Origin of the sequence: Aromatoleum evansii (genome assembly GCF_012910805.1) — a bacterium.
Lineage (GTDB): Bacteria > Pseudomonadota > Gammaproteobacteria > Burkholderiales > Rhodocyclaceae > Aromatoleum > Aromatoleum evansii.
The window spans coordinates 104,527-130,010 of record NZ_WTVK01000006.1 but is presented as its reverse complement, the minus strand read 5'-3'; the positions used below and the strand labels follow the sequence as shown (position 1 = coordinate 130,010).

Below are 25,484 nucleotides of genomic sequence, written 5' to 3'. Positions count from 1 at the left end.
GGCAGGAGCAGGGGCCTTGCCGTTGAATCGGCCGACGCCCGAAAAGACGAAGGCCCGCACGAGTGCGGGCCTTCGATTTGTTTGGTTGCGGGGGCAGGATTTGAACCTGCGACCTTCGGGTTATGAGCCCGACGAGCTGCCAGACTGCTCCACCCCGCGTCGGAGAAACAGAACTATAGCCAACTTCATCCCCGTATGCAAGAATTTTTTTGCGCCGATCTTTTCGGCGATGTGTGCCGGTTGTCGCTTCGGGGGAATTGCCGGATAGTGCCGTGGCTTGGTGCGGAAGCTTGATTGTCCGCAATTTGAGCGGTTTCGGATGCCTGTGGGGGAGCTTCGATGCTGGCGCGGTTGTTGTTGCGTCTGGCGGGCTGGCGCGTGGTGCTGGTGCCGCCGCCCGGCCCGAAAGGGGTCGTGATGGTGTATCCGCACACGTCCAACTGGGACTTTCCGATCGGCGTGCTCGCACGTTCGGCGTCCGGTTTGAGGATCTCGTACGTCGCCAAGGATTCGCTGTTTCGTCCGCCGTTCGGGGCGCTGTTCCGCTGGCTAGGCGGCATTCCCGTGAATCGGCGCGTGAGCACGGGGTTCGTCGGGCAGTTGGTGCGTCGCTTTGCGGAGTCCGAGAGCCTCCTGATTGCGATTGCGCCGGAGGGAACGCGCGGCCATGTGCCGCACCTGAAGTCAGGGTTTTATCACCTGGCTCTCGAGGCGGGCGTGCCGCTCGGATTGGTGTTGATCGACTACGACCGGTGCGAGGCGGGCATCGGGGCGTGGGTGACGCTCACTGGTGATGTGGAGCGCGATCTTGCCGTGATCCGGGAGTTCTATGCAGGGCGGCGGGGCAAGCACCCCGAGAAAGCGGGGGAGATCCGGTTTCGCGACGGGCAGGGCTGAATCGCGTCGCCCATGAAGAAGGGCGACCGCCTTGCGGCTGGTCGCCCTTTTCTCTCGGTGGGGTTGGTTCTTTTCTTAGTTCAGTTGCTGGATGCCCGCGACTTGCCAGCCCTGGGTGCCTTCGACCGGCTTGGTGAGGTGCCAGAACTCGTCGAAGTTGACCGGAGTGGCACCGGCCTCTTCGCGGATCAGGCCGCGGAAGCGCACCGCGACGCGGTACCGGCGGTTTTCCTCGACGCATTCGACGACTTCGGCGTTGAGCTCCATCACTTCGGTCTGCTGCGGAGCCGTGCCGCGTTCGCTGATCTGCATCTGCAACTCGGCAAACATTTCCGGAGTCACGAATTCGCGCAGATCGTCGAGGTTGCCGGCGTCGTTGGCAGCCTGCAGGCGGATGAAATTCACCTTGGCCTGACGGGCAAAGCCTTCTGCGTCGAAACCTGCCGGCAGGGCGTTGCTTGCGGGCGCGGCGGCGGGCGCGGCGCTACCGTAGGCCGGTTGCGCTTGCGACGGCATCGGGATGCTGCCGCCACCGGCGCCCATGCCCGCGTACTGCATGGCGGGTTGCTGCGTGCGCTTGCGCATCAGCAGGCGGAAGACGGCGATTGCGGCGATCACGAGCAGGCCGATCATGAGCATGTTGGCGAACTCTTCGCCCATGCCGAGGTGCGACGCCAGGGCGGCCAGGCCCAGGCCGGCGGCCAGGCCGGCGACGGGGCCGAGCCACGAGTTCTTGCGCGGGGCCTGGCCTGCGGCGGCGGCCGTCGGTGCGGTCGGGGTGTCAGCCGTGCGGGCGGTGGTGGTCGACGATTGCGCAGTGCTGCTCTGCGTGCCGATCGACTTGCCGCCGCCGAGGCGCTTGGCTTCGGCGTCGTTCGCCGTCAGGCCGACGCTCAGGACGAGCGCGCAGACGGTGAGCAGGAGTCGGGTGAGTTTCATAAGGGCAGGGCCTCCTTTGAGTGTTTGCAATCCTTGTCCCGCGGACTCCCTGAAGGGGCGCGGTCCGCCGCACCGGAGGGTGCATGCGACGTGTGCAGGATACGGGCACTTGCACTTCCGCGGAAGATGAATTTAAAGTACGTTTAGTCAGAGAAAAAGGAAGCTAAATGCAACCGCTCAACTATCGTCACCTTTATTACTTCTGGGTCGTCGCGAAGGAAGGGGGGATCGCGCGGGCGGCAGAGCGGCTCGAGATGGCGGTGCAGACGGTCAGCACCCAGGTGCGGGAACTGGAACGTTCGCTCGGCTACGCGCTGTTCAAGTCGGTGGGGCGGGGGATCGAGCTCACCGATGCGGGGGCGACGGCGGCGCACTTTGCCGAGCAGATCTTCCAGCTCGGCGAAGCATTGCCGGCTGCCGTGCAGGAGGCGGCAAATGCCCAGGGCGTGCGTCTCGCGGTGGGTATTTCCGGTGCGTTGCCGAAGCCGGCGGTGCGGCACCTGCTGCAGCCGGCGGTGCAGACGCCCAACCTTCGGCTGCAGTGCCAGGAGGGCGATTTCGATGACCTTCTCGCCGATCTGGCCCTGCATCGCCTGGATGTCGTGCTGGCCGACCGGCCTGCCCCGGCGAATCCGAACCTGCGCGTGTTCAGCCACCGGCTCGGGAAGTCGTCGGTTGCGTGGTACGTGCGGGCCGACATCGCCGAGAAAATCGAACGCGATTTTCCGGCATGCCTCGCCGAGTTGCCGCTGCTGTTGCCGACACCGGATTCGGCTGTGCGCAGCCGCCTGGACGACTGGCTCGCGCGTCATGGTATTCGGCCGCGTATCGTCGGCGAATTCGAGGATAGCGCCTTGCTGGCAACCTTCGGCGAGAGCGGGCTGGGGGCGTTTCCTGCGCCGGAACTCTCGTCGGACGAGTTCACGCGCTCGCGCGGCCTGGCGCTGCTGGGGCGCTGTCCGGACGTGGTCGAGCATTTCTATGCGATCTCCGCACAGCGCAAGGTCGATCATCCGGTGATCCGCAGCCTGCTCGCCGGCGCGGAGCATACCACTGCATGAGTGCCCGCATCGGTGGGATCGCGATGGCCGGTCAGCTTGTCGTACTTATCCGGATGGGCTAAAAGGGATCATCGAGCGGGAGCCGGGGCGATGAGCAGCTGGGTGCGTTACTGGATGGCGGTGCTGAAGAGGACCGTGCAGCTGTGGCTGGATGCCCAGGTGTTCGTGCACGCGGCGGCGCTCGCCTTCTTCACGGTATTTTCGGTGGCGCCCGTCGTGATCGTGGCGGTGACGATCGTCGGCCTGGTATTGGGCGAGTCGGCGGCGCAGGGCCAGATGGCGCAGCAGCTGGAGGCGGCGATCGGCCCCCAGGCGGCACAGGCGGTGCAGACGGCTGTGAAGGCCAGCCGCATCCAGCAGAGCGGAATCCTTCCGACCCTGGCGGGTTTCGGTGCGATGCTGTTCGGCGCGACGACGGTGTTCGGGCAGATGCAGACTGCGCTCAATGCGATCTGGTGTGTGGCGCCGCGGCCGACGCGCAGCAGCATCTTCATCTACGTGAAGGGGCGCCTGCTGTCGATGACGATCGTGCTGGCGATCGGCTTCGTGCTGCTGGTGTCGCTGCTGCTGAGCGTGGCGGTGCGTGCGGTGGTCGAGTTCGCGAGCGATTGGGTGCCGATTCCGCCACCGCTGCTGATCGGGCTCGACTGGGGGGTGTCGTTATTGGTCGTAACGCTTTTGTTCGCGACGATCTTCCGCGTGTTGCCGGACGTCGTGCTGCGCTGGCGCGACGTGTGGCTCGGGGCGATGGTCACTGCGCTGCTGTTCGCGGTGGGACGCAGTCTGATCGCCCTCTACCTGTCGACGACCGCGACCGCGTCGACCTACGGGGCGGCCGGTTCGCTGGTCCTCTTGCTGATGTGGGTGAACTACTCGTCGCTGATCCTGTTGCTGGGCGCAGCGTTCACGCGCGCGAACGTGGAAGCGCGCGGGCGGGTCATCCGGCCGCGGATCACCGCGGTGCGCGTGCATCGCGAACTGATGCAGGACGATTGAAGCGGACGGGGTAATCTTCGCAGGGATCAATTCCCTTGCCGATGGGGCGCGCTAAGATCATCAAATGCCCTCCGACCGCCCACCCGTTCCGGATCTCCACTGCCGCCTCGTTCGCCTCGTTGCAACGCTGGAGCACGGTCTCGTCGAGCGTTCCCATGTCGTGCGCCTCGCGCTGCTCGCGGCGCTCGCCGGCGAACATACCCTGCTGATCGGCCCGCCGGGCACCGCGAAGAGCGAGCTTGCGCGCCGACTGCATCTCGCCTTTCGCGACGCGCGCTACTTCGAGCGTCTGCTGACGCGCTTCTCGGTGCCGGAGGAGCTCTTCGGGCCGTTGTCGATCCAGGCGCTCGAGCAGGATCGCTACGAACGCCACACGGCGGGTTTCCTGCCCGACGCGTCGATCGCCTTCATCGACGAGGTGTTCAAGGCCAACAGCGCCATCCTCAACGCGCTGCTGACGCTGCTCAACGAGCGTGAATTCGACAACGGCGCGGGGCGGCAGCGCTGTCCGTTGATCAGCGCGATCGGCGCGACGAACGAAGTGCCCGAGGATGAGGTCGCGGAGGCGTTCTTCGACCGCTTCCTGCTGCGGGTGACGGTTGCGCCGGTGAGTGCGGACGGTTTCACGGAGTTGCTGGGTGCCGATCCGTCGCGGGCCTGGCAGGCGCCAGGGCATGCGGAGGCGCTCGGCGCCGCCGATCTCGCCGCGCTCGATACCGTGGCAGGGCAGGTGGTGCTGCCTGCCGAAGTGACGGCGATGTTCGCCGAGTTGCGCGCACATCTTGGCGCGGCAGCGGTGTACGTGTCGGACCGCCGCTGGGTGAAGGCGGCGCGCCTGTTGCGCGTCGCTGCGGCGAGCGAGGGGCGGGGGGCCGTGTCCTTGTGGGATCTGCTGTTGCTGCCTTGGTGCACGGCGCCGGACGCGCCGCGCCAGGCCGCGCTGGGTGACTGGCTGTGCGCGCGGCTCGGGGTACGCGAGGCGTTCGCGCCGCCGCGCGTCACGCGCGTCGTCGAGGCCTTCGAGGCGCAGCTGCAGGCCGAGCGCAATGCCAACGACCTCGACTACGACGAGAGCGGCCGGCTGCGATTCTCCGCAGGCGATCTCGCCGACGAGATCGGCGACGCCAAGGGCGGGGCGCAGGCGCTGCGCCTGACGCACACGCGGCAGCGCCGCTACGGGCCGGCGCACATCGGCGCGCGCACGCGACAGATCGACGAGCTGGTCGCGCGCCTCGATGCATACGCGGCGGAGCTCGCCGCGCGGCGTCGCGACCTGGCCGAATACCGATCTCGCAGCCTGTGGCTGGATGCCGGGCTCGCGGGGCGTGCGGACGGGAGCCTCGCGGGGACGGCGCGCGTGCTGGCGGATCTGCGCGAGCGGATTCTCGCGGCACGCGCCGGCTTCGAGGCGCTGCCGCGTCTGCCGGCGGGCGAAGGCGGCGAGGCTCCTGCGCCCGTGCTGCACGAACCGCTTTCTTCCGCCTGAAGTGCGCATGAACGCTCCTGCCGGTCCCGCGCCGCTGCTCTTCGCGCTGCAGGAAAGCCGGCTCGCGGCGCTGGACGGACTCGTGCGCGGCTTGTGGCTGGGCGGGCTGACGAACGCGCAGGGCTGCGTGGAGGCGCGGCTTGCGGCCCTTGCGGAGCTGCGTGCGGCGCTCGTCTCGGGCCGGCTGCCGCCGTTCGAGGCGTGGCGCTGGCCCCCGCCCGCGATCGCGCGCGGGCTGGTCGAGGCGATGCAGGGCCTCGACCTCGCGCGCTATTGTCGGGATGAGGGCGAGCTCGCCGACACCGTGTTGATGAGCATCCTCTTCCATGTCGATTTCATCGTCGATTATCTCGACCGCGGTGCGGACGAGGCGCGGGCGGTCGGGATGGCCGTCGACGCCTTTGCCGCCGACTGGCAGGACCGTTGCGGCGACATGGACGAGCTGGCGGACGTCTTCGGCATGATCCCCGACGACGCCAAGAGCACGCGCTGGGACCGCATCCGCGGGCTGCTGCGCAGCGAGGGCTGGCAGGAGGTCGTGCGCATCCGCCGGCTGCTCGAGCGCCTGCCCGAACTCGCGGCGCTGATCCGGCGCCTCGGGCGCGCGGCGGAGACGGACGAGCCGGACGAAGCTGGGCGCGTCACCGTGCAGGTGATCGAGGAGGCGACCGCACATCGCGCGGAACGCAGCACCGTGCGCGTTCCCGACATGCCCGGCGAGACGCGCGGGATCCACCGCGCCGATCGCATCGCGCGCATGTTGCCGGCCGAGGCGATGCTGCTCGGACACCCCCGCTTGCGGCTCGTCTGGCATGCCCGGCGCGCGGAGCGGACGCTGCTGTGCTACGAGGACGACGACCGCATGCAGGAGATCCGTCGGCACGAGGAGGCCGTGCAGCGTCCGACGCCGCGCCCGCAGCCGCGGAAGCGCCTCGAGATGGGGCCGATGCTGCTGTGCGTCGACACCTCCGGGTCGATGCGCGGTGGCGCCGAGGCGGTCGCCAAGGCGGCGGTGCTGGAGGCGGTGCGCACGGCTCACGCGCAGAAACGTACATGCCACGTGTTCAGCTTCGGCGGTCCGGGCGAAATTGTCGGGATGACGCTGCCGGTCGACGCCGAGGGCATCGGACGGCTCGCCCGCTTCCTCGGCCAGGCTTTTCGCGGCGGCACCGACGTGTGCGGGCCGATCGAGGCGGCGCTGGCGAAGCTGGAGGAGGCGCGCTGGCAGCAGGCCGACCTGGTGCTCGTGTCCGATGGCGAGTTCGGGGCGACGCCTGATCTTGCCGCCCGCCTGCGCACGATGCGCCGCGAGCGCGGACTGCGCGTGCAGGGGGTGCTGGTGGGCGACCGCGAGACGATCGGCTTCCTCGAAGTGGCCGACGACATCTTCTGGGTGCGCGACTGGCGCCGCTATGGCGGCGTCGACACGGATTCGCCGCTCGAATCGAACAGCCTCACCGCGCGCTTCTTCCCCGGGGCGCTGCGCACGCAGGCGAACCGAGATGCCACGATCTCCGGGGCGACGGCTTCCGCCGCAGTGCGCGCGGGCCGGCGCCGGGGCGATCCTTAGACGGAGAATTCCGCATGAACTTTGCCGAAACCTACCTCGCTCAACTCGAACGCATCGCCGCACGCGGACCCCTGCCGCGGGTGCGCGCGCTGCATCTGCCGCCGGCCAGCGTCGATCCGCTACCGGGCGACCGCGGGGAGTTCTGCGCGCTGGAGCTCGAGGACGGTTCGCTGGGGCTGTCCTACGTGCTGCTCGACGACACGCTGGCGCGCATGCGCGCCGGGGAGGACGGTTTTGCCCTCGCAGGGGCAGATGCGCTCGAACTCGCCCGTGCCTACGCGGGCGGCAGCGGCATCCTGCGCACGCTCGGTTTCGCCGCTGCGAACGCCGTGACGCGCTGCTTCTTCGACCGCGCCGGGTACCGGCCGGATACCAGCGCCGATTCGATCGGCGGTCTGGACCTGCAGCCGGGCGAGCGCATCGGCATGATAGGCCTGTTTACGCCCCTCCTCGGCCGCATCCTGAAGTGCGGCGCGCAGCTCACGGTGGTGGAGCTGAAGGCGGAATTGGCCGGCGACCGGGATGGCTATCGCGTGACGCTCGATCCGGCGGAGCTGGCGGGTTGCCGCAAGGTGCTGTCGACCAGCACGCTGCTGCTCAACGACACCCTCGACCACATGCTGGGCTTCTGCGGCGACGCGCGCTGGTTCGCGATGATCGGGCCGAGCGCGGGTTGCCTGCCCGACGCGCTGTTCGCCCGTGGTGTGACGCTGGTGGGCGGAAGCTGGGTGCATGATCGGGAGGGCTTTGTCGATGCGCTGCGCAGCGGCGGCGAACGCGGTGCGTACGCACGCAAGTTCGCCATTGCGGCGGACGTGTATCCGGGTTTCGAGGCTTTGCTCGCTCGAATCTAGCGGCCGTCGCCTTCCTGCGGCCGCAGGCCGGATTCGGACATCAGGCTGGCGATCAGGCTGCGCAGCCAGCGATTGCCCGGGTCGTGGTGGAAGCGCGCGTGCCAGTGCTGCTTGATCGTGTAATCGGGTAGCGGGAAGGGCACGGGCAGGACGCTGAATTCGCCGCGACCGCGCAGCAGTTCCCCCAGCCTGCGCGGCACGGTCATCAGCAGGTCGGTGTGCTCGACGACGAAGGCCGCTCCGAGGAAGTTCGGGATGTCGAGCACGATGCGGCGTTTGATGCCCTGGCGGGCGATTTCCTGCTCGATCACTTGGTGACCCGTGCCGGTGGTGCGGAAGACGGCGTGGTCTTCCGCCTCGAACTGTTCGCGCGTCAGACCCCCATGGATGCGTGGGTGGTCGGCGCTGGCGAGACACACGTACTGCTGGCGGAAGAGCGCCTGCTGATAGAAGCCCGCTTCCAGCGCGGGAATGAAGCCGACGGCAAGGTCGGCTTCGCCCGCTTCCAGCTTGCGGCCGGTGTCGTCGTCCAGCGGCGAGATCTGGATCCGGATGCCCGGCGCGGTGGCGCGCAGTTGGCCCCACAGGCGAGGCAGCAGCACCAGGTGGGTAATGTCCGTCATGCAGATGCGGAAGCTCCGCTCCGACGTGGCGGGGTCGAAGCTGCTGCGGTGGCCCAGCGCCGCGTCGAATGCATCGAGCGCATGGCGGATCGGCTGCACCAGCTCGTCGGCGAGCGGCGTCGGCTCCATGCCGCTCGAGGTGCGTACGAACAGGGGATCCGAGAAATGCTCGCGCAGCTTGCCGAGCGCGATGCTGACGGCGGGTTGGCCCAGTTCCAGCAACTCCGCGGCACGGCTCACGCTCCGGGTCTTGTGGATCGCATCGAAGACTTGCAGCAGGCGAAGCTCGGGGGTGTTCATCGCGCGATTATTATTCGAAATTCGAATTCATATTATTCCATGCATTGCCTCGACGGAATATTTATCGATCGATAAATTGCGCTCCATCACAACGAATCGCTGCACGCTTTGATTTAGCGCAAAGGTTTTTCACCTAGCCGGCGGCGATATCCCGATGGAGGAGTCAGGAATGCAGGAACTTGGTCGTCTCGAAGATCTGCCGCTCGCCTACCGCGAGTCCCTCGGCGCACAGAACCTGGTGCCGCTGTGGCCCAGCCTGCGCGCGGTGCTGCCCCCGGGCACGCCTTCGCGTCGTACGCAGCCGGTGATGTGGTCATACGAGGCGTTGCGCCCGCTGCTGCTGCAGGCTGGCGAATTCACCCCGATCGAAAAGGCGGAGCGCCGCGTGCTGGTGCTCGCCAACCCCGGCCACGGGCTGGAGAAGATGCAGGCGAGCGCGGCGATCTACCTCGGCATGCAGCTGCTGCTGCCGGGCGAGTGGGCGCCGTCGCACAAGCATACCCCGAACGCGGTGCGCATGATTGTCGAAGGCGAGGGCGCCTATACGACGGTCGACGGCGAGAAGTGCCCGATGAGCCGCGGCGACCTGATCCTGACTCCGACCGGCCTGTGGCACGAGCATGGCCACGACGGCAAGGAGCCGGTGGTGTGGCTCGACGTGTTGGACCTGCCGCTGGTGTATTACACGGAAACGTCCTATGCGGTCGAAGGCAAGGAGCAGCAGGTGACCGGCACGCGCCTCGAGCGCAGCTACGTCCGCGGCGGTATCGTGCCCTCGCCGGTGTTCTCGCGCGGCAGCGCGCGCCGCTACCCGATGCTGCGTTACCCCTGGGCCGATGCCCGCGCCGCGCTGCTGAGCCTGGCCGAGTCGCAACCGGACGTCGAGGCTGTGCAGGTCGCCTATGTGAATCCTGAGAACGGCTCCGACTGCCAGAACATCCTCGGTTTCTCCGCCCTGATGCTGCGCCCGGGCGAGACGCTGAACCTGCCCGCGCGCTCGCCGGCGATGGTGTTCCACTTGATCGAGGGCAGCGCCGAGGTCGCGATCGAGGCCAGCCGCTTCGCGCTGTCGCCGGCGGATACCTGCTGCGCACCGGGCTATACGCCGGTGACGCTGAAGAACCGCTCCGCGAGCGAGCCGGCCTTCATCTTCGTGGCCGACGAAAGCCCGCTGCACAAGAAGCTGGGCGTCTACGAAGTGCGCGCCTGATGGATTCCGTTGCCGGCCGTGTTCCTCCCCCATGAAGGGGAGGGAGCAGGCGCGCAGCGCTCCAACTTTCTTAATTGCAACCAGGCTTATCGAAGTCCTGACATCGAGAGACTAAACAAATGTCCGACACCCAATACCTCTTCCCGCCCTCGCCGGTCTATTCCCTGCCGGTAAAAGGCATCGAAGCCCGCTACCCGGTGAAGCGCATCTTCTGCGTCGGCCGCAACTACCACGCCCATGCCGTCGAGATGGGGCGTCCGGTCGACAAGGCCACCGCCCAGCCTTTCTATTTCACGAAGGCGGCCTCGACCCTGGTTGAATCCGGCGCGACCGTGCCGTACCCGACCGGCACCTCGAACTACCACTACGAGATGGAGTTGGTCGTCGCGATCGGTGCGCCGGGCTTCCGCGTCGCCGAGGCCGATGCTGAAAAACTGATCTACGGCTATGCCGCGGGCCTCGACATGACCCGCCGCGACCTGCAGCTGGTGGCCCGCGAGCAGGGCCGTCCGTGGGATCTGGGCAAGGACTTCGAACTGTCTGCGGTGTGCACCGAGATCGTGCCGATCGGCAATCTCGGCGTGCTCGGCACGGGTGCGATCAACCTGCAGGTGAATGGCGAGACCCGTCAGACCGCTGACCTGTCGCAGCTGATCTGGAGCATCCCCGAGCTGATCGCCGACCTGTCGAAGTTCTATCACCTCGAGCCGGGCGACCTGATCTACACCGGCACGCCGGAAGGTGTCGGCGCGGTGAAGAGCGGTGACCGCATCACCGGCCACGTCGACCAGGTCGGCGACATCGAGCTGACGATCGGCGCGGCCGAGTAAGGAATCGCCGGCGGAGCGCGTGCCGTTCCGCCGCCACTGAACGAGATGGAGGAGACACACATGACCGAGCAACAACTTCCCGTAATCGTCGCCGGCGGCGGCATCGGCGGCCTCGCAGCCGCACTCGCGCTGGTGCGCCAGGGCTTCCAGGTGCTGGTGCTGGAGCAGGCGGCCGAGATCGGCGAGATCGGCGCCGGCATCCAGCTCGGCCCCAACGCCTTCCACGCCTTCGACGCCCTGGGTGTCGGCGAGAAGGCCCGCGGCCGCGCGGTGTATACCGACGAGATGGTCATGCACGACGCGCTCGACGAGACCCTCGTCGGCCGCATCCCCACCGGCGAGGCCTTTCGCAAGCGCTTCGGCAACCCGTACGCGGTGATTCACCGCGTGGACGTGCATCTGTCGCTGCTCGAAGGCGCGCAGGAAACCGGTCGCGTCGAATTCCGCACCTCGACCCACGTCCAGCGCGTCGAGCAGGATGCGAACGGCGTCACGGTGTATGACCAGCACGGCAACGCCTTCCGCGGCGTCGCGCTGATCGGTGCGGACGGCGTGAAGTCGGTCGTGCGGACGCAATACGTCAATGACCCGGCGCGCGTGACCGGCCATGTCGTCTATCGCGCCGTGATCGACAAGAAGGACTTCCCCGAGAACCTGCAGTGGAATGCCGCGAGCATCTGGGTCGGCCCGAACTGCCACCTCGTGCATTACCCGCTGCGCGGCGGCGAGCAGTACAACGTCGTCGTGACCTTCCATAGCCGCGAGAAGGAAGAGTGGGGCGTCACCGAAGGCAGCCGCGAGGAGGTGCAGAGCTACTTTCAGGGCATCTGCCCGAAGGCGCGCCAGCTGATCGACCTGCCGAAGAGCTGGAAGCGCTGGGCGACCGCCGACCGCGAGCCGATCGGCCAGTGGTCCTTCGGCCGCGTGACGCTCTTGGGCGACGCCGCGCACCCGACGACGCAGTACATGGCACAGGGTGCCTGCATGGCGCTCGAAGATGCCGTGACGCTGGGCGAAGCGCTGCGCGTCAATGGCAATGACTTCGAGAAGGCCTTCGATCTCTACCAGCGCTCGCGCATCGCCCGTACCGCGCGCATCGTGCTGTCCTCGCGCGAGATGGGCCGCATCTACCACGCCAAGGGCGTCGAGCGCCTGGTGCGCAACGACCTGTGGAAGGGCCGCACGCCGGAGCGCTTCTACGACGCGATGGAGTGGCTGTACGGCTGGAATGTCGACAACTGCCTCGCCAAGGACTGAGCGGGAAAATGTCGATGAAGCTCTACAACTTCTTCCGCAGCGGCACCTCGCACCGCCTGCGCATCGCGCTGAACCTGAAGGGCATCGACTACGAGTACGTGCCGGTGGATCTCCGCACCGAGGAGCACCTCGGTGCCGCCTTCAAGGCGGTGAATCCGCAGGCGCTGGTGCCGGCGCTGACGTTGGAGGCAACTGAGGGCGACCTCACGCTGATCCAGTCGCCGGCGATCATCGAGTGGCTCGAAGAGCGTTACCCGACGCCCGCGCTGCTGCCCGCGAACGCCGAGGAGCGCGCCCGCGTGCGCGCGCTGGCGGCGATCGTCGGCTGCGACATCCACCCGATCAACAACCGCCGCATCCTCGAATACCTGCGCAAGAGCCTGGGCTGCGACGAGGCGGCGGTGCTGGCGTGGTGCGGCACCTGGATCACGGCCGGCTTCGACGCCCTGGAAGCGCTGCTCGCGGCCGACACGTCGCGCGGGGCCTTCTGCTTCGGCAACGCGCCGACGATTGCCGACGTGTATCTGATCCCGCAGGTCGAGAGCGCCCGCCGCTTCAATGTCGACCTGACGCCGTATCCCAACATCGTTGCGATCGACCGCGCCTGCGGCGAGCTCGACGCCTTCCGTCGCGCTGCCCCCGCCCTGCAGCCGGACGCGAAGTGAGCCCCTTATTCCGATAACGAGCAGTTACAGCAGTTACCCCGAGGAGACTGAAATGCAAATCAAGAAGATGGTTCGCGCCCTGGTTGCCGGCGTCACCCTGTCCGTCGCAGCGGTCGGTGCCCAGGCCCAGGCGCTCAAGCTCGGCCACATCACCCCGCCGACCCATGTGTGGCACCAGGTGTCGGAGAAGATCTCGGCCGATCTCGCGACCGCCTCCGGCGGCAAGATGAAGATCGCCGTGAGCCCGCTGCAGAAGCTCGGCAACGAAGGGCAGATGATCAACCTGATGCAGGCCGGCGCGCAACAGTTCGGCGTGTTCACCGTCGGCGGGCTCTCCAACCGCGAGGAGTCCTTCCTCGGCTGGTCGCTGCCCTACGTGTTCAAGGACGTCGCGCACGCCACGCGCGCCGCGAAGACGCCCGCCGCGAAGGAGATGCTCAAGCGCCTGGAGCAGCACGGCCTGATCGGGCTCGGCTACACCTTCGCGGGCATGCGCCACGTTTTGTCGGTGCAGCCGGTCGCCTCGGCGAAGGATCTCGCGAACAAGAAGATCCGCTCCTTCCCCAGCCCCGTGTACAACGACTGGTGGAACGCCAACGGCGCCGCGCCGACGGCGATGCCGCTGTCCGAAGTCGCGCCGTCGCTGACCACCAAGCTGCTCGATGCGGTCGACATCGACCTCGACGCGCTGGTCGGCCTCAAGTTCCACCAGCAGGCCCCGAACCTGACGCTCACCGGCCACATGGCCTTCCCGGCCGTGATCGTGGTATCGAAGAAGTGGTGGGATACCCGCAGCCAGGCCGAGCGCGACATGATCGCCAAGGTCGTCGCGGAGGCCGAGCAGTGGGGCTACAAGACCGCGATCGACGCCGACGTGGCCAACCTGGCGAAGGCAAAGGCCGACGGCGCGAACATCGTGAAGGCCGACATCGCCTCCTTCCAGGCGGTGGGCGGCAAGGTGCGCGACCAGTACGTCGCGAAGAACCCGCTGATCGCCGACTTCTACAAGCAGGCGAAGGATCTCTGATCCGCTCCTCCGGGACACTCATCGACATCACATAGCGACGCGCGGAACCGCCCGGGAGGGCCGTTCCGCTTCGCCGCGCCCCACACGGGAACCCATCCGATGTTTGCTCACATTCAGAAGGCCGACAAAGGCCTCGCCGCGATCGAGCGCGGCCTGGTGATCGCGCTCACGGCCACGATCGCCTGCATCATGGTCGCGCAGGTGTTCATGCGTTATTTCTTCAGTGCCCCGATCTTCTGGGCCGAGGAAATCTCGGTGCAGCTCCTCGTCTTCGCGACCCTCTTCGGCCTGTCGCTGCTGGTGCATCACGGCCAGCTCGTCACCATCGACTTCCTGCCGCAGGCACTGCGTCCGCGCGCGCGTCACGCGCTGCTCGCGGTGCTGGGGCTGGTCATGCTGGGCCTGTTCGCCTTCGTGTGCTGGCTCGGCCTCGACTGGGTCAGCCGTCCCGAGGTGCGCGTCGAGCTTGGCGCGACCACCCAGCTGCCCCGCTGGTACAACTACTCGGTGCTCCCGCTGCGATGGCGGTGATGGCCTGGCACCAGTTCGCCGCCATCCTGCGCGACGCCCGCGCTGCCCTCAAGGGAGCCGTCAAATGATCACCCTGATCGTCTTCTTCGGCCTGCTCTTCGCGGGCCTGCCCATCGTCGGCACCATCCTCATCGCCGCGGTCGTGTTCATGGCCACCAACGACCTCGCGGTGCTGTACGATTCGATCCCCATCCAGCTCTACGGCGCGCTCGAGATCAACAGCCTGCTCGCGATCCCGCTGTTCCTGCTGGTCGGCGAGATCATGAACAAGGCGGGCCTCACGCAACGCCTCATCGCCGTCGCCGAGGTGCTGGTCGGCAGCATGAAGGGCGGGCTGGCTTACGCCAACCTCTTCACCAACGCGATGGCCGCGTCCATCCTCGGCTCGGCGGTCGCGCAGATCGGCGTGATGAGCAAGGTGATGATCCCGGCGATGGAGCGCACCGGTTACAACCGCGCGTTCTCCGGCGCCGTCACGGTGTCGGCGGGCCTGCTGGGCCCGATCATCCCGCCGTCGATGCTGATGATCATCTACGGCGTGGTCGCGGTGCAGCCCATTGCGCCGCTGTTCATCGCCGGCATCCTCCCCGGCCTTCTGATCGTCGCGGCGCTCGCGCTCGTAATCATGTGCTTCGGCATCTTCGGTCCCGGCCTGCCCGCGGGCGAGCGCGGCGATCGCTCGGCCTCGGTGAAGGTTCTGCTCGAAGGCCTGGTCCCGGCGCTGATTCCGCTCGTCGTCATCGGCGGCATCATGGCCGGCGTGATGACGCCGACCGAATCGGGCGCCATTGCCGCGGTCATGGCGCTTGTGTTGGGCTTCGTCTATCGCGAGATCGGCGTCCGCGATCTGGGCAAGATCCTCTTCGACGTCGGCACCAACACCGCGACCATCACCGGCCTCATCGCCGCGGCCTCGGTCCTGAGCTGGGTGCTCGCCTTCCAGAGCGTGCCCGATCTCGTCGTCGAGTATATGAAGAACCTGACCGATTCGCCCTTCGTGTTCCTGCTGCTGGTGATCGTGCTGATGCTGGTTCTCGGCATGTTCCTCGAGAGCATCAGCGTGCTGATCGTCGTCGTGCCGCTGCTGATGCCGGTCGTGACCAGCCTCGGCATCGATCCGATCCATTTCGGGGTCGTGTGCACGGTCGCGACGGTGATCGGCCTCGTCACGCCGCCGGTCGGCCCGGGCCTCTACATCGCCATGGTGCAGGCCGACATCCGCATGGGGGCGCTCTTCGCCGCGACGATTCCCTTCCTTGCAGCGGTGATGATGGTGCTCGTCGCGATCGCCGCCGTACCTGAGATCTCGACCTGGCTGCCGGCCATGATGAACGGCAAATGAGCCGCCTGACGACACAACGAACACAGGGGATACCCACATGACGACCCCGTCTGATGCTGCCAAGAAGGAACCGCTCCACGACTTCTCCGATTGCCACTCCGGCATCCTGAAGAAGCTGGACATGCTGGGCGAGCTGCCTGCACTGCTCGATCCCGCCGCCCGCGCGCGGGAGATCGCCGCGACCGCGCTGGAATTCTTCCGCGAGGCGATCTTCGAGCACCATCTCGATGAAGAGCGCGAGCTCTTCCCGGCAGTGCTGCAGAGCGCGGAGAAGGGCGCCGAGCACGACAAGGTGCAGGCGCTCGCCAAGCGCCTCACCGACGAGCACCGCGAACTCGAGACGATCTGGAAACGCCTCGAATCCGAGCTCAAGCGCGTCGCGAAGGGGCAGGACAGCCACCTCGACGCTGCCGAGGTCGAGCGCCTGGTGACGCGCTACCGTGCGCATGCCGACTTCGAGGAGAAGGAGTTCCTGCCCCTTTCGCAGACCATTCTCGGCCGCAACTCGCTCCATATGGCCGCGCTGGGGCTGTCGCTGCACATGCGCCACGCACCGAAGAAGCCCGCGACCTACATCTGAAAGGCCGGGCAGCGGCGGCGTATCGCGCCGCCGCTGCCCGGGAGCTGCCGGCACCTCAGCCGATGTGCTCCCACAGCGCCTTCTCCTCCTCGAAGCGATCCAGCTCGAGGCCTTCGAAATCCGAGCGCGCGACGATCGCGATCACCTTTCCCTTTTCCACGACGGGAAGGTGACGGAAGCCCCCGTCGCTCATCAGTCGCAACGCGTCGATCGCGTGGGCGTCTGGCCTGATCGTCGCCGGGCCCGTCGTCATCACCGCGTCGAGGTGGGTGTGCCTGGCGTCACAGCCCCGTCCCAGCGCGCGCACCGCGTCGCGTCCCGTGAAGATGCCGAGCAGGTGATGCGCCCTGTCGGCAACCAGCACCGCACCGACGTGACGCGCGCACATGCGCTCGCAAGCCTGTGCGACCGACGCATCGGGCGGCAGCATCAGCGGATCCTGCTCGCGAACGATCTCGGAAATGTAGCGATTGGTCATGGCGATTCTCCTGCAACTGGCAGTGAAGGCTCCCTCTGATTCAATCTAGCAGGTGAGGTTGGGGCCGCGCTGGCATGATTTCATTCAGTTTGTGTTCATCTTCAGAGGCATAGGGTAAGGGCCTGAACACTCAGGAGATCACCCATGCGCCCGAACCTGGTCGTGCCTGCCGTCGCCACGGCGCTTGCCCTTGCTTCCACCGTCGTCGCGGCCACATCTGGTTCCGCAGCGTTCGTCCCCGCAAACCTCGCTCCAATCACGGCCGAAGCCGCCCGCAACTGGCGCCCCGACGAGCGTGTGCGCAGCGGCATCGACGACATGCGCGCCGCGATCGACGCGAACGCGTCGCCGCGAACGCAGGCGGCGACGGACGCGGTGCGGCTAGCCGAGCTGGGTCACACGTTCGAATTGCGCGTCGCCGCGATGATCGCGTGCTGCACAAAGGATGGAGTTGCATCGCGCCACCTGCACATGCTGCTCGTGGAAATGGCAGATGGCATCGCGCTGATGCAGCGTGCTGCCCACGCCGATGCGCGCCGCATGGGGCTGCTTAAGGTCGTCCAGGCACTGAATCTGTACGGGACGATGTTCGCCCATCCGGGGTGGCGCGCATTGGACGAAACGCTGGAAGTTTCGGCGCGGTGACGGGTTTGTCGCGCCAATTGGCGGACGCCGTCACGACCGTGCGGGCGTCCGCAGTATCCGGGCGGCGGGATGCCGCGCAATTCAATCAAGGATGTTAAATGAGGATTCGGATGATGAGGACTGTATCGGCAAGAGGACTATTCACCGCCTGCGCGATCACCGCCGCGGCACTGGCCGGGGCACCCCAGGCGTTCGCTGCGGACGCCCACAACCACGGCGCGAACGCGCCGGCGCTCAAGCTCAATGCGGGCAGCAAATGGCAGACCGATGCACCGCTGCGCGAGGGGATGGTGAAGATCCGTGCGAACGTCGAGCCGAAGCTCCACGCGATTCACGGTGGCCGGTTTACGACGGCGCAGTACGAGGCGATGGGCAAGGCGGTCGACGAGCAACTCGCCTACATCGTCGGCAACTGCAAGCTCGCGCCGGAAGCCGACGCGGTGCTGCACAACGTCATCGCGGAGCTGGCGGACGGCGCCGGAGTCGTCGGTGGCAAGCAGGCTGCCGGTGACCGCAGCAAGGGCGTCGTCCATATCGTCAATGCCCTCAACAACTACGGCCAGTACTTCGACCATCCGGGCTGGAAGCCCGTCCAGGCCGGCCACTGAGCGACGCTATCGCCCGGCCGTGCCGGGTGGCATGCTGAACCTCCCTCCGCCGCGGCAATCGAAGACGATGCCCGCGGCGGTTTGCCCGCTGCGCCGGACAAGAACGACAGGGAGGAAACAGCATGCTGATATTCCGGCAACTCTTCGATGCGCCGTCCTCGACCTACACCTACCTGCTGGGCGATGCCCTGAGTGGCGACGCGCTCCTCATCGACCCGGTCTTCGAGCAGGTGCGGCGCGATGCCGCGCTGCTCCACGAACTGCGCCTGAGCCTGCGCTGGACGCTGGAAACGCACGTGCATGCGGACCACGTGACCGGCGCATGGCTGCTGCGGCAGCGCACCGGCAGCCGCATCGCCTTGTCCTGCCGCAGCGGCGCACACGGCGCGGACCGGCTGCTCGAACACGGCGATCGCATCGCGTTCGGCGGGCGCCATCTCGAGGTGCGTGCGACGCCCGGGCACACGAACGGCTGCCTCACCTACGTGCTGGACGACCAGTCGATGGCCTTCACCGGCGACTGCCTGCTGATCCGTGGCTGCGGCCGCACCGATTTCCAGCAGGGCGACGCGGGGACGATGTACCGCTCGGTGCACGAGCAGATCTTCTCGCTGCCCGGCCGCTGCCTGCTGTATCCGGCGCACGACTACCGCGGGCTAACCGTCACCAGCGTGGACGAGGAACGCAACTGGAACCCACGCATCGGTGGCGACAGCAGCGCGGACGATTTTGCGGGCTACATGAAGAACCTCGGGCTGCCGCACCCGAAGCAGATCGACGTCGCCGTGCCGGCCAACCTGAACTGCGGACGTCCGGCTGAAGGCCTGGTCGGTGCGGGCGATCCGACGTGGGCGCCGCTCACCTTCACCTTCGGCGGCATCTGGGAAATCCAGCCGCACGTGCTGGAGGAGGCGGGGGCCAGGGTGCAGGTGATCGATGTGCGTCAGCCCGACGAGTTCGACGGCTCGCTCGGCCACATCGGCGGTGCGAAACTCATTCCGCTCGATCAGCTCGCCGCACGCAGCGGCGAGATCGACAAGGCGCGGCCCGTGGTCGCCGTGTGCCGCTCGGGCGCGCGCTCGGCCCAGGCCGTCGTGCTGTTGCAGAGGGCGGGATTCGGCGAGGTGGCCAACCTCGCCGGCGGCATGCTGCGGTGGCGCGCCGAAGGCTGTCCCGTCGAGGGTGGGGCGGCCTGAGGCATTCGTCCGCACCACCGGCCCTTTACGGGCTCAGCTTTTGTTGTGCTTGGTCTCGGTCTTGACGTTGGTGCCGTCTGCTGGGTTGAGATAGATCTCGACGCGGTCGCCGACGGTGTTCGTTCCCTTCAGTTCGTAGCAGTCACTCTTGGTGACCTTCGCTTTCTGGAACTTGAAGCCTGCATCGACCAACGTCCGCATCGAGTTTGCGGCGGGCTGCGGATCCTTCGCGGCGGCCGTGCACGTTGGGTCGGCGAAAGCGCTGGTTCCGATCAGCAGGGCGGCAGCGGCGAGGGTGAAGTGACGGATGTTCATGGCGGTCTCCTGTTTCCGATGCATGCCGGGGTGGCATGGGACACATTCTGCGAAAGCGAAGGTGAACCGTTCCTGAAGTCCGCGGCCCTGGGCCGTGGCCACCGCAAAACTTGTCCGGAAATGCGACAAGAGACGCAGGTGTGATACGGGAATTGTCCGGAAAATGTACGATTGCTCATTGCGCATGGAATCGGATGATGCATGTTGCAGTGCAGCGTGCATTTGAGTGCAGTTTGTGCACAATGATGCATGTATTGATTGGCGCGTTCATACGCACGCTTTTCCCGAGACAGGAAGGACGCACTTGAAACCGACCGACATCAGCAACCCCGATTACCTGCACAAGGTCGTCGACTGTCAGTGGGCCTGTCCGGCCCACACGCCCGTGCCTGAATACATCCGGCAGATCGCAGCGGGTGATTTCTCCACTGCGTACATGATCAACTGGCGCTCCAACGTCTTTCCGGGGATTCTCGGACGGGTGTGCGACCGTCCGTGCGAGCCGGCCTGTCGGCGCGGGCGCGTCGACAAGGAGCCGGTCGCGATCTGTCGCCTCAAGCGTGTCGCGGCCGACTTCAAGGATGACATCCACGACCGCCTGCCGCGGCCGCCCGAGAAGAAGAATGGCAAGCGCATCGCGTGCATCGGCGGCGGGCCGGCCTCGCTGACGGTGGCGCGCGACCTGGCGGTGCAGGGCTACCAGGTCACGGTGTTCGACAGCGGCTCGTCGCCCGGCGGCATGATGCGCAGCCAGATCCCGAAGTTCCGCCTGCCCGACAGCGTCATCGACGAGGAGTGCGGCTACATCGAGGCGCTGGGCGTCGAAGTGCGCCGCAATCACTGGATCGGCAGCCTGCGCGAAGTGCTGGCGCAGGACTGGGACGCCGTTTTCGTAGGCACCGGCGCCCCTCGTGGGCGCGACGCCGACCTGCCGGGACGCAACCAGGCCGCGGCGCACATCCACGTCGGCATCGACTGGCTTGCGAACGTCGCCTTCGGCCACGTCACCTCGATCGGCAAGCGCGTGATCGTGCTCGGCGGTGGCAACACCGCGATGGACTGTTGCCGCTCGGCGCGCCGCCTCGGTGGCGAGGACGTGCGGGTGGTGGTGCGCAGCGGCTTCGAGGAGATGAAGGCCTCGCCGTGGGAGAAGGAGGACGCGCTGCACGAAGGCATCCCCATCCACAACTACCTCGTGCAGAAGGCCTTCACGCATGGCAACGGGCGCCTCACCGGCGTGCTGTTCGAGAAGGTGCGCGCCGAATACGACGACCAGGGCCGTCGTTCGCTGGTGCCGACCGGCGAGCCGGACGTGCATATGGAATGCGACGACGTCCTCATCGCCATCGGCCAGGAAAACGCCTTCCCGTGGATCGAGCGCGACATCGGCCTCGACTTCGACCGCTGGGGTCTGCCGGTGCTGAATCCGCAGACGCTGCAATCGACGCTGCCGCGCGTGTTCTTCGGCGGCGATGCGGCGCTCGGGCCGAAGAACATCATCACCGCGGTCGCGCAGGGCCACGAGGCCGCGATCTCGATCGATCTCTTCTGCCGCAAGCTGCCGCTGACGCAGCGGCCGCCGGCGACGATGAACCTCGTGAGCCAGAAGATGGGCATCCACGAGTGGAGCTACGACAACCAGGTGTCGGAAGACGCGCGCCGCAAGGTGCCGGTGAGGTCGATCGAGGAGGCATTGAAGGACATCAAGTCGGAGTTCGAACTCGGCTACGACTTCAAGCTCGCCTGTGCGGAGACGGCCCGCTGCCTCAACTGCGACGTCGCCACCGTGTTCAAGCCCAAGCTGTGCATCGAATGCGACGCCTGTGTCGATATCTGTCCCACCGAATGCATCACCTTCACGCAGAACGGCGAGGAAGACGAGCTGCGCGGCCGCCTCAAGGCGCCGTCGCGCGAGCGGGAGCAGGCGCTGTACCTCGCCGAGGGGCTCAAGACCGGGCGCGTGATGGTCAAGGACGAGAACGTCTGCCTGCACTGCGGCATGTGTGCCGAACGTTGTCCCACGGGCGCCTGGGACATGCAGAAATTCGAGGTGAACATCGCGCAAGCCGGCGCGGAGGTTTGAGATGACTACCCCAGCGATTCAACACACCAACGACTTCGTGATCAAGTTCGCGAACGTCAACGGCTCGGGCTCCGCCTCGGCCAACGAACTCTTCGCGCGCGCGATCATTCGCATGGGCGTGCCGGTGGCCCCGCGCAACATCTTTCCGTCTAACATCCAGGGCCTGCCCACGTGGTACGAGGTGCGCGTCTCGGAAGCCGGCTGGCTCGGTGCGCGCGGCGGTTGCGACATGATGGTCGCGATGAACCCGCAGACCTGGGACCGCGACCTTGCCGCGATCGACCGCGGCGGCTATCTCTTCTACGACTCGACCAAGCCGCTCCCGCCGTCGAAGTTCCGTGAGGACATCACCGTGCTGGGCATCCCGCTCACCGCGATGTGCAATGCGGAATACGAGGACGCGCGCCAGCGCCAGCTGTTCAAGAACATCATGTACGTCGGTGCCCTGATTGCGCTGCTCGACATGGAGTTCGCCGCGGCTGAGCAGCTCATCGTCGACCGTTACCGCGGCAAGGACCAGCTCATCAAGGCCAACGTCAATGCGTTGCGCCTGGGTTACGACTACGCGCGGCAGCACCTGCCGTGCCCCATCGGGCTCCGGGTGAAGCGCGCCGACGCGGTGGGCGACCGCATCATGATCGACGGCAACAGCGCCTGCGGCCTCGGTGCCGTGTTCGGCGGCGCCACCGTCGCGGGCTGGTATCCGATCACGCCCTCGACCTCGGTCATCGAAGCCTTCTCGAGCTACTGCCGCAAGTTCCGCACCGATCCCGACAACGGCCGAGCACGCTACGCCATCGTGCAGGCCGAGGACGAGCTCGCCTCCATCGGCATGGTCATCGGCGCCGGCTGGAACGGCGCGCGCGCCTTTACCGCGACCTCGGGGCCGGGCATCTCGCTGATGCAGGAATTCTTCGGTCTGGCGTACTTCGCCGAGATTCCCGCGGTGATCGTCGACGTGCAGCGCGGCAGCCCCTCGACGGGCATGCCCACGCGCACACAGCAGTCGGACCTGCTCAATTGCGCCTACGCCTCGCACGGCGACACGCGCCATGTGCTGCTGTTCCCGCAGGACGCCTACGAGTGCTTCAGCCTCACCGCGCAGGCCTTCGATCTGGCCGAGCGGCTGCAGACGCCGGTGTTCGTGATGTCGGATCTGGATATCGGCATGAACGATCAGCTCTGTGCTCCGTTCGACTGGGACGACAGCCGGCGCTACGACCGCGGCAAGCTCATGACCTACGACGAGCTCGAGGCCGGCAAGGACTTCGGCCGCTACCTCGATGTCGACGGCGACGGCATTCCGTACCGCACCATCCCGGGCACCCATCCGACTCGGGGCGCGTACTTCACGCGCGGCACCACGCGCAACCCGTATGCGAAGTACAGCGAGGTCGGCACCGACTACGTGTACAACATGGAGCGCCTGCGCCGGAAGTTCAACACAGCCAAGGATCTCGTGCCGGCGCCGATCCTGACGAAGGCGGAGCAGCCCACACACGTCGGCGTCATCTACTACGGCTCCACGGCGCCCGCGATGGCCGAGGCCAGCGCGTTGCTCGCGGCCGACGGCATCCACGTCGATACGCTGCGTGTACGCGGCTTCCCCTTCAGCGACGCGGTGATGCAGTTCATCGCCGAGCGCGACGCGGTGTTTGTCGTCGAGCAGAACGAGAGCGCGCAGCTGCGCACGCTGCTGGTCAACGAAGGCGAGATCGATCCGAAGAAGCTCGTGCGCGTGCTGCACTACGACGGTTCGCCGATCACGGCGCGCTTCATCGCCGGCAAGATCGCCGACGCCCTGAACGACCGCAAGGTGAGCCCCATCGGACAACCCCAGCGCAAGGTGGCCTCATGACCTATCTCGCCAAACCCAAGCTCCTCGCGGCCGACGCGCCGCGCAACGCGCTCGGCTACACCCGCCGCGACTACGAGGGCGCGATCTCGACGCTGTGCGCCGGCTGCGGCCACGACTCGATCAGCGCCGCGGTCGTGCAGGCCTGCTTCGACCTCGACATCGAACCGCACAAGGTCGCCAAGCTCTCCGGCATTGGTTGCTCGTCGAAGACGCCGGACTACTTCCTCGGCAACTCGCACGGCTTCAACTCGGTGCATGGGCGCATGCCCTCGGTGCTCACCGGGGCGGCGCTCGCCAACCGCAACCTGCTGTACCTGGGAGTTTCCGGCGACGGCGACTCGGCCTCGATCGGCATCGGCCAGTTCGCCCACGCGATGCGCCGCGGCGTGAACATGACCTACATCGTCGAGAACAACGGCGTGTACGGCCTCACCAAGGGGCAGTTCTCGGCGACCGCGGACAAGGGCTCGAAGAGCAAGAAGGGCGTCATCAACAGCGACAACCCGATCGATCTCGCCGCGCTCGCGCTGCAACTGGGCGCCACCTATGTCGCCCGCAGCTTCTCGGGCGACAAGGAACAGCTCGTGCCGCTCATTAAGGGCGCGCTGCGCCACGGCGGGCCCGCCTTCATCGATGTCATCAGCCCCTGCGTGACCTTCAACAACCACAGCGGGTCGACGAAGAGCTACGACTACGTGCGCGAGCACAACGCGGCGGTGAACCGCATCGACGTGATCCTGCCCAAGGCGCAGATCGAGGCCTCCTACCCGCCGGGCAGCCTGCGCCGCGTCGTGCAGCACGACGGGTCGATCCTGCACCTGCGCAAGGTGGGCGTCGACTACGACCCTTCGGACCGCATCGGTGCGATGAACCACCTGCAGGAGCGTCAGGCGCTGGGCGAGATCGTGACCGGACTGCTGTACGTCGACAGCAGCGGGCAGGACATGCACACCCACCTCAATACGGTGGAGAAGCCGCTGAACCAGTTGGGCGATGCCTACCTGTGCCCGGGCAGCAAGGCGCTCGAGGCGCTCAACGCGATGCTGCGCTGAGCGGCGTCACCGGTGGCATAAGGCCGCAGTAGCGGCCGTGCGGGAGTAACTTCCTGCGAGGCCCCGTCCGTGGGAGCGGCTTCAGCCGCGAATGGGGCCTCACTTCCGGCGGAAACGCTGCTTCGCGGCTGAAGCCGCTCCCACAGGGAAAATCGCCGCCGCGCTCACGGCGTGGCGATTGATGCTCGGTACGCTCAGTCGGCGACGACTGCGTGCTGCTGGTCGCCCAGCCCTGCTATCGACGCGTCGACGCGATCGCCCGCACGCAGGTAGCGCGGCGGCGTCATGCCCATGCCGACACCAGCGGGGGTGCCGGTGAAGATGAGGTCGCCCGGCTCCAGCGTCATCACGCCGCTGACGTAGCTGATGATCTGCGCGGGGCTGAAGATCATGTTGGCGGTGTTGCTGTCCTGCATGCGCTCGCCGTTGACGGCGAGCTGCATCGCCAGCTCGCCGGGGCTGCGGAGCTCGTCGGCGGTTGCGAGCCACGGGCCGATGGGTGCGAAGGTGTCGAAGCTCTTGCCCTTGGTCCATTGCCCGCCGCGCTCGAGCTGCCAATAGCGCTCGGACATGTCCAGCCCGGCCAGGTAGCCGGCGACGTGGCCGAGAGCGTCGCCGACCGCCACGCGTCGCGCCGTCGTGCCGATCGCGATCACCAGTTCGAGTTCCCAGTCGGTCTTCTCCGAGCCGGGTGGCAGGACGATCGCGTCGTTCGGGCCGCAGATCGCGGTCTGCGCCTTCATGAACATGATCGGTTCCTGCGGGATCGGCAGGTTGGCTTCGCGCGCGTGATCGGCATAGTTCAGGCCGATGCACACGATCTTGCCGATGCCCGTGAGCGGCGCCCCGAGTCGGGTCCCGGCCGGAACGACGGGAAGGCTTTGCGGATCGAGTCCGCGCAGCCGCGCGAGGCTGGACGGCGACAGGGCCGCGCCGTTGATGTCGGGCAGCACGCCCGACAGGTCGCGGATCCTGCCTTCGGCGTCGATCAGACCGGGGAGCTCCGTGCCGGGAGCTCCGAAGCGAACGAGTTTCACAGCCATTCTCCTTGAAGGGCGAGGAGGCTGCGCGCGTCCGCGCG

The 25,484-nt window shown here is 67.0% G+C and carries 25 protein-coding genes and 1 tRNA gene; 20 read left to right on the top strand and 6 right to left on the bottom strand.

Annotated elements, in window-relative coordinates; all coding sequences use genetic code 11:
- Positions 1-82: 82 nt before the first annotated feature.
- Positions 83-159 (bottom strand) — tRNA-Met (locus GO615_RS04555).
- 180 nt (positions 160-339) lie between these two features.
- Here GO615_RS04555 and GO615_RS04550 point away from each other — a divergent pair.
- Positions 340-897 (top strand): 1-acyl-sn-glycerol-3-phosphate acyltransferase, encoded by a 558-nt coding sequence (locus tag GO615_RS04550; protein WP_169125856.1) that lies wholly within the window; start codon positions 340-342, stop codon positions 895-897.
- 75 nt (positions 898-972) lie between these two features.
- On the opposite strand, the gene GO615_RS04545 is transcribed toward GO615_RS04550, so the two are convergent.
- Positions 973-1,836: a Tim44 domain-containing protein gene (locus GO615_RS04545; RefSeq protein ID WP_169125855.1), complete on the bottom strand. Its 864-nt coding sequence runs from the start codon at positions 1,834-1,836 to the stop codon at positions 973-975.
- A gap of 167 nt (positions 1,837-2,003) precedes the next feature.
- On the opposite strand from GO615_RS04545, the gene GO615_RS04540 reads away from it, so the two are divergent.
- The 5 genes from GO615_RS04540 to GO615_RS04520 all read left to right on the top strand — a co-directional run bounded on the left by GO615_RS04540 (position 2,004) and on the right by GO615_RS04520 (position 7,803).
- The gene (locus tag GO615_RS04540; protein WP_169125854.1) at positions 2,004-2,897 is read left to right on the top strand and encodes a LysR family transcriptional regulator; all 894 of its coding nucleotides are present in this window, start codon (positions 2,004-2,006) and stop codon (positions 2,895-2,897) included.
- Between the two features lie 90 nt (positions 2,898-2,987).
- Positions 2,988-3,893 (top strand): YihY/virulence factor BrkB family protein, encoded by a 906-nt coding sequence (locus GO615_RS04535; protein ID WP_169125853.1) that lies wholly within the window; start codon positions 2,988-2,990, stop codon positions 3,891-3,893.
- Positions 3,894-3,957: 64 nt separating this feature from the next.
- Positions 3,958-5,379, top strand: coding sequence for an AAA family ATPase (locus tag GO615_RS04530; RefSeq protein WP_169125852.1), 1,422 nt, complete (start codon positions 3,958-3,960; stop codon positions 5,377-5,379).
- A gap of 7 nt (positions 5,380-5,386) precedes the next feature.
- Positions 5,387-6,949, top strand: a complete 1,563-nt coding sequence (locus GO615_RS04525) for a VWA domain-containing protein (protein WP_169125851.1) — start codon at positions 5,387-5,389, stop codon at positions 6,947-6,949.
- 14 nt (positions 6,950-6,963) lie between these two features.
- Entirely contained in the window at positions 6,964-7,803 is an 840-nt protein-coding gene (locus GO615_RS04520; protein WP_169125850.1) for a Rossmann-like domain-containing protein, read from the top strand.
- On the opposite strand, the gene GO615_RS04515 is transcribed toward GO615_RS04520, so the two are convergent.
- Positions 7,800-8,726, bottom strand: coding sequence for a LysR family transcriptional regulator (locus tag GO615_RS04515; protein ID WP_169125849.1), 927 nt, complete (start codon positions 8,724-8,726; stop codon positions 7,800-7,802). The genes GO615_RS04520 and GO615_RS04515 overlap by 4 nt on opposite strands.
- Positions 8,727-8,895: 169 nt before the next feature.
- Between GO615_RS04515 and GO615_RS04510 the strand changes: the two genes are divergently transcribed.
- The 8 genes from GO615_RS04510 (at position 8,896) to GO615_RS04475 (ending at position 16,168) form a co-directional block, all read left to right on the top strand.
- Positions 8,896-9,936: a cupin domain-containing protein gene (locus tag GO615_RS04510; RefSeq protein WP_169125848.1), complete on the top strand. Its 1,041-nt coding sequence runs from the start codon at positions 8,896-8,898 to the stop codon at positions 9,934-9,936.
- 119 nt (positions 9,937-10,055) lie between these two features.
- Positions 10,056-10,766, top strand: a complete 711-nt coding sequence (locus tag GO615_RS04505; protein WP_169125847.1) for a fumarylacetoacetate hydrolase family protein — start codon at positions 10,056-10,058, stop codon at positions 10,764-10,766.
- Between the two features lie 60 nt (positions 10,767-10,826).
- The gene (locus GO615_RS04500; RefSeq protein ID WP_169125846.1) at positions 10,827-12,023 is read left to right on the top strand and encodes a 3-hydroxybenzoate 6-monooxygenase; all 1,197 of its coding nucleotides are present in this window, start codon (positions 10,827-10,829) and stop codon (positions 12,021-12,023) included.
- Between the two features lie 14 nt (positions 12,024-12,037).
- Complete coding sequence (gene maiA / locus GO615_RS04495; protein WP_169125845.1) at positions 12,038-12,688, top strand: maleylacetoacetate isomerase; 651 nt, start codon at positions 12,038-12,040, stop codon at positions 12,686-12,688.
- 52 nt (positions 12,689-12,740) lie between these two features.
- Complete coding sequence (locus GO615_RS04490) at positions 12,741-13,715, top strand: TRAP transporter substrate-binding protein (RefSeq protein ID WP_169125844.1); 975 nt, start codon at positions 12,741-12,743, stop codon at positions 13,713-13,715.
- A gap of 99 nt (positions 13,716-13,814) precedes the next feature.
- On the top strand, positions 13,815-14,246 hold the full coding sequence (locus GO615_RS04485; protein ID WP_246262144.1) for a TRAP transporter small permease: 432 nt from the start codon (positions 13,815-13,817) through the stop codon (positions 14,244-14,246).
- A 64-nt stretch (positions 14,247-14,310) separates the two neighbouring features.
- On the top strand, positions 14,311-15,588 hold the full coding sequence (locus tag GO615_RS04480; RefSeq protein ID WP_169125843.1) for a TRAP transporter large permease: 1,278 nt from the start codon (positions 14,311-14,313) through the stop codon (positions 15,586-15,588).
- A 37-nt stretch (positions 15,589-15,625) separates the two neighbouring features.
- The gene (locus tag GO615_RS04475; protein WP_169125842.1) at positions 15,626-16,168 is read left to right on the top strand and encodes a hemerythrin domain-containing protein; all 543 of its coding nucleotides are present in this window, start codon (positions 15,626-15,628) and stop codon (positions 16,166-16,168) included.
- Between the two features lie 55 nt (positions 16,169-16,223).
- On the opposite strand, the gene GO615_RS04470 is transcribed toward GO615_RS04475, so the two are convergent.
- Positions 16,224-16,646: a CBS domain-containing protein gene (locus tag GO615_RS04470; RefSeq protein WP_169125841.1), complete on the bottom strand. Its 423-nt coding sequence runs from the start codon at positions 16,644-16,646 to the stop codon at positions 16,224-16,226.
- A 144-nt stretch (positions 16,647-16,790) separates the two neighbouring features.
- Here GO615_RS04470 and GO615_RS04465 point away from each other — a divergent pair, with 144 nt between their 5' ends.
- The 3 genes from GO615_RS04465 to GO615_RS04455 all read left to right on the top strand — a co-directional run bounded on the left by GO615_RS04465 (position 16,791) and on the right by GO615_RS04455 (position 19,095).
- Complete coding sequence (locus tag GO615_RS04465) at positions 16,791-17,291, top strand: hypothetical protein (protein WP_169125840.1); 501 nt, start codon at positions 16,791-16,793, stop codon at positions 17,289-17,291.
- Between the two features lie 113 nt (positions 17,292-17,404).
- Positions 17,405-17,899 carry a hypothetical protein gene (locus GO615_RS04460; protein WP_169125839.1) on the top strand — a complete coding sequence of 165 codons (495 nt, stop codon included), beginning with the start codon at positions 17,405-17,407 and terminating at the stop codon, positions 17,897-17,899.
- A 122-nt stretch (positions 17,900-18,021) separates the two neighbouring features.
- On the top strand, positions 18,022-19,095 hold the full coding sequence (locus GO615_RS04455; RefSeq protein ID WP_169125838.1) for an MBL fold metallo-hydrolase: 1,074 nt from the start codon (positions 18,022-18,024) through the stop codon (positions 19,093-19,095).
- A gap of 33 nt (positions 19,096-19,128) precedes the next feature.
- Here GO615_RS04455 and GO615_RS04450 read toward each other — a convergent pair whose 3' ends face one another.
- Positions 19,129-19,410, bottom strand: coding sequence for a PepSY domain-containing protein (locus GO615_RS04450; RefSeq protein WP_169125837.1), 282 nt, complete (start codon positions 19,408-19,410; stop codon positions 19,129-19,131).
- Positions 19,411-19,714: 304 nt separating this feature from the next.
- On the opposite strand from GO615_RS04450, the gene GO615_RS04445 reads away from it, so the two are divergent.
- The 3 genes from GO615_RS04445 to GO615_RS04435 are packed head-to-tail and all read left to right on the top strand — an operon-like array spanning position 19,715 to position 24,403.
- Positions 19,715-21,493: an FAD-dependent oxidoreductase gene (locus tag GO615_RS04445; protein ID WP_169125836.1), complete on the top strand. Its 1,779-nt coding sequence runs from the start codon at positions 19,715-19,717 to the stop codon at positions 21,491-21,493.
- A 1-nt stretch (position 21,494) separates the two neighbouring features.
- Entirely contained in the window at positions 21,495-23,351 is a 1,857-nt protein-coding gene (locus tag GO615_RS04440) for a 2-oxoacid:acceptor oxidoreductase subunit alpha (RefSeq protein WP_169125835.1), read from the top strand.
- Positions 23,348-24,403 (top strand): 2-oxoacid:ferredoxin oxidoreductase subunit beta, encoded by a 1,056-nt coding sequence (locus GO615_RS04435; protein WP_169125834.1) that lies wholly within the window; start codon positions 23,348-23,350, stop codon positions 24,401-24,403. The genes GO615_RS04440 and GO615_RS04435 overlap by 4 nt, the downstream gene beginning before the upstream one ends.
- A gap of 194 nt (positions 24,404-24,597) precedes the next feature.
- Here GO615_RS04435 and GO615_RS04430 read toward each other — a convergent pair whose 3' ends face one another.
- Positions 24,598-25,446, bottom strand: coding sequence for a fumarylacetoacetate hydrolase family protein (locus tag GO615_RS04430; RefSeq protein ID WP_169125833.1), 849 nt, complete (start codon positions 25,444-25,446; stop codon positions 24,598-24,600).
- Between the last annotated feature and the right edge of the window lie 38 nt (positions 25,447-25,484).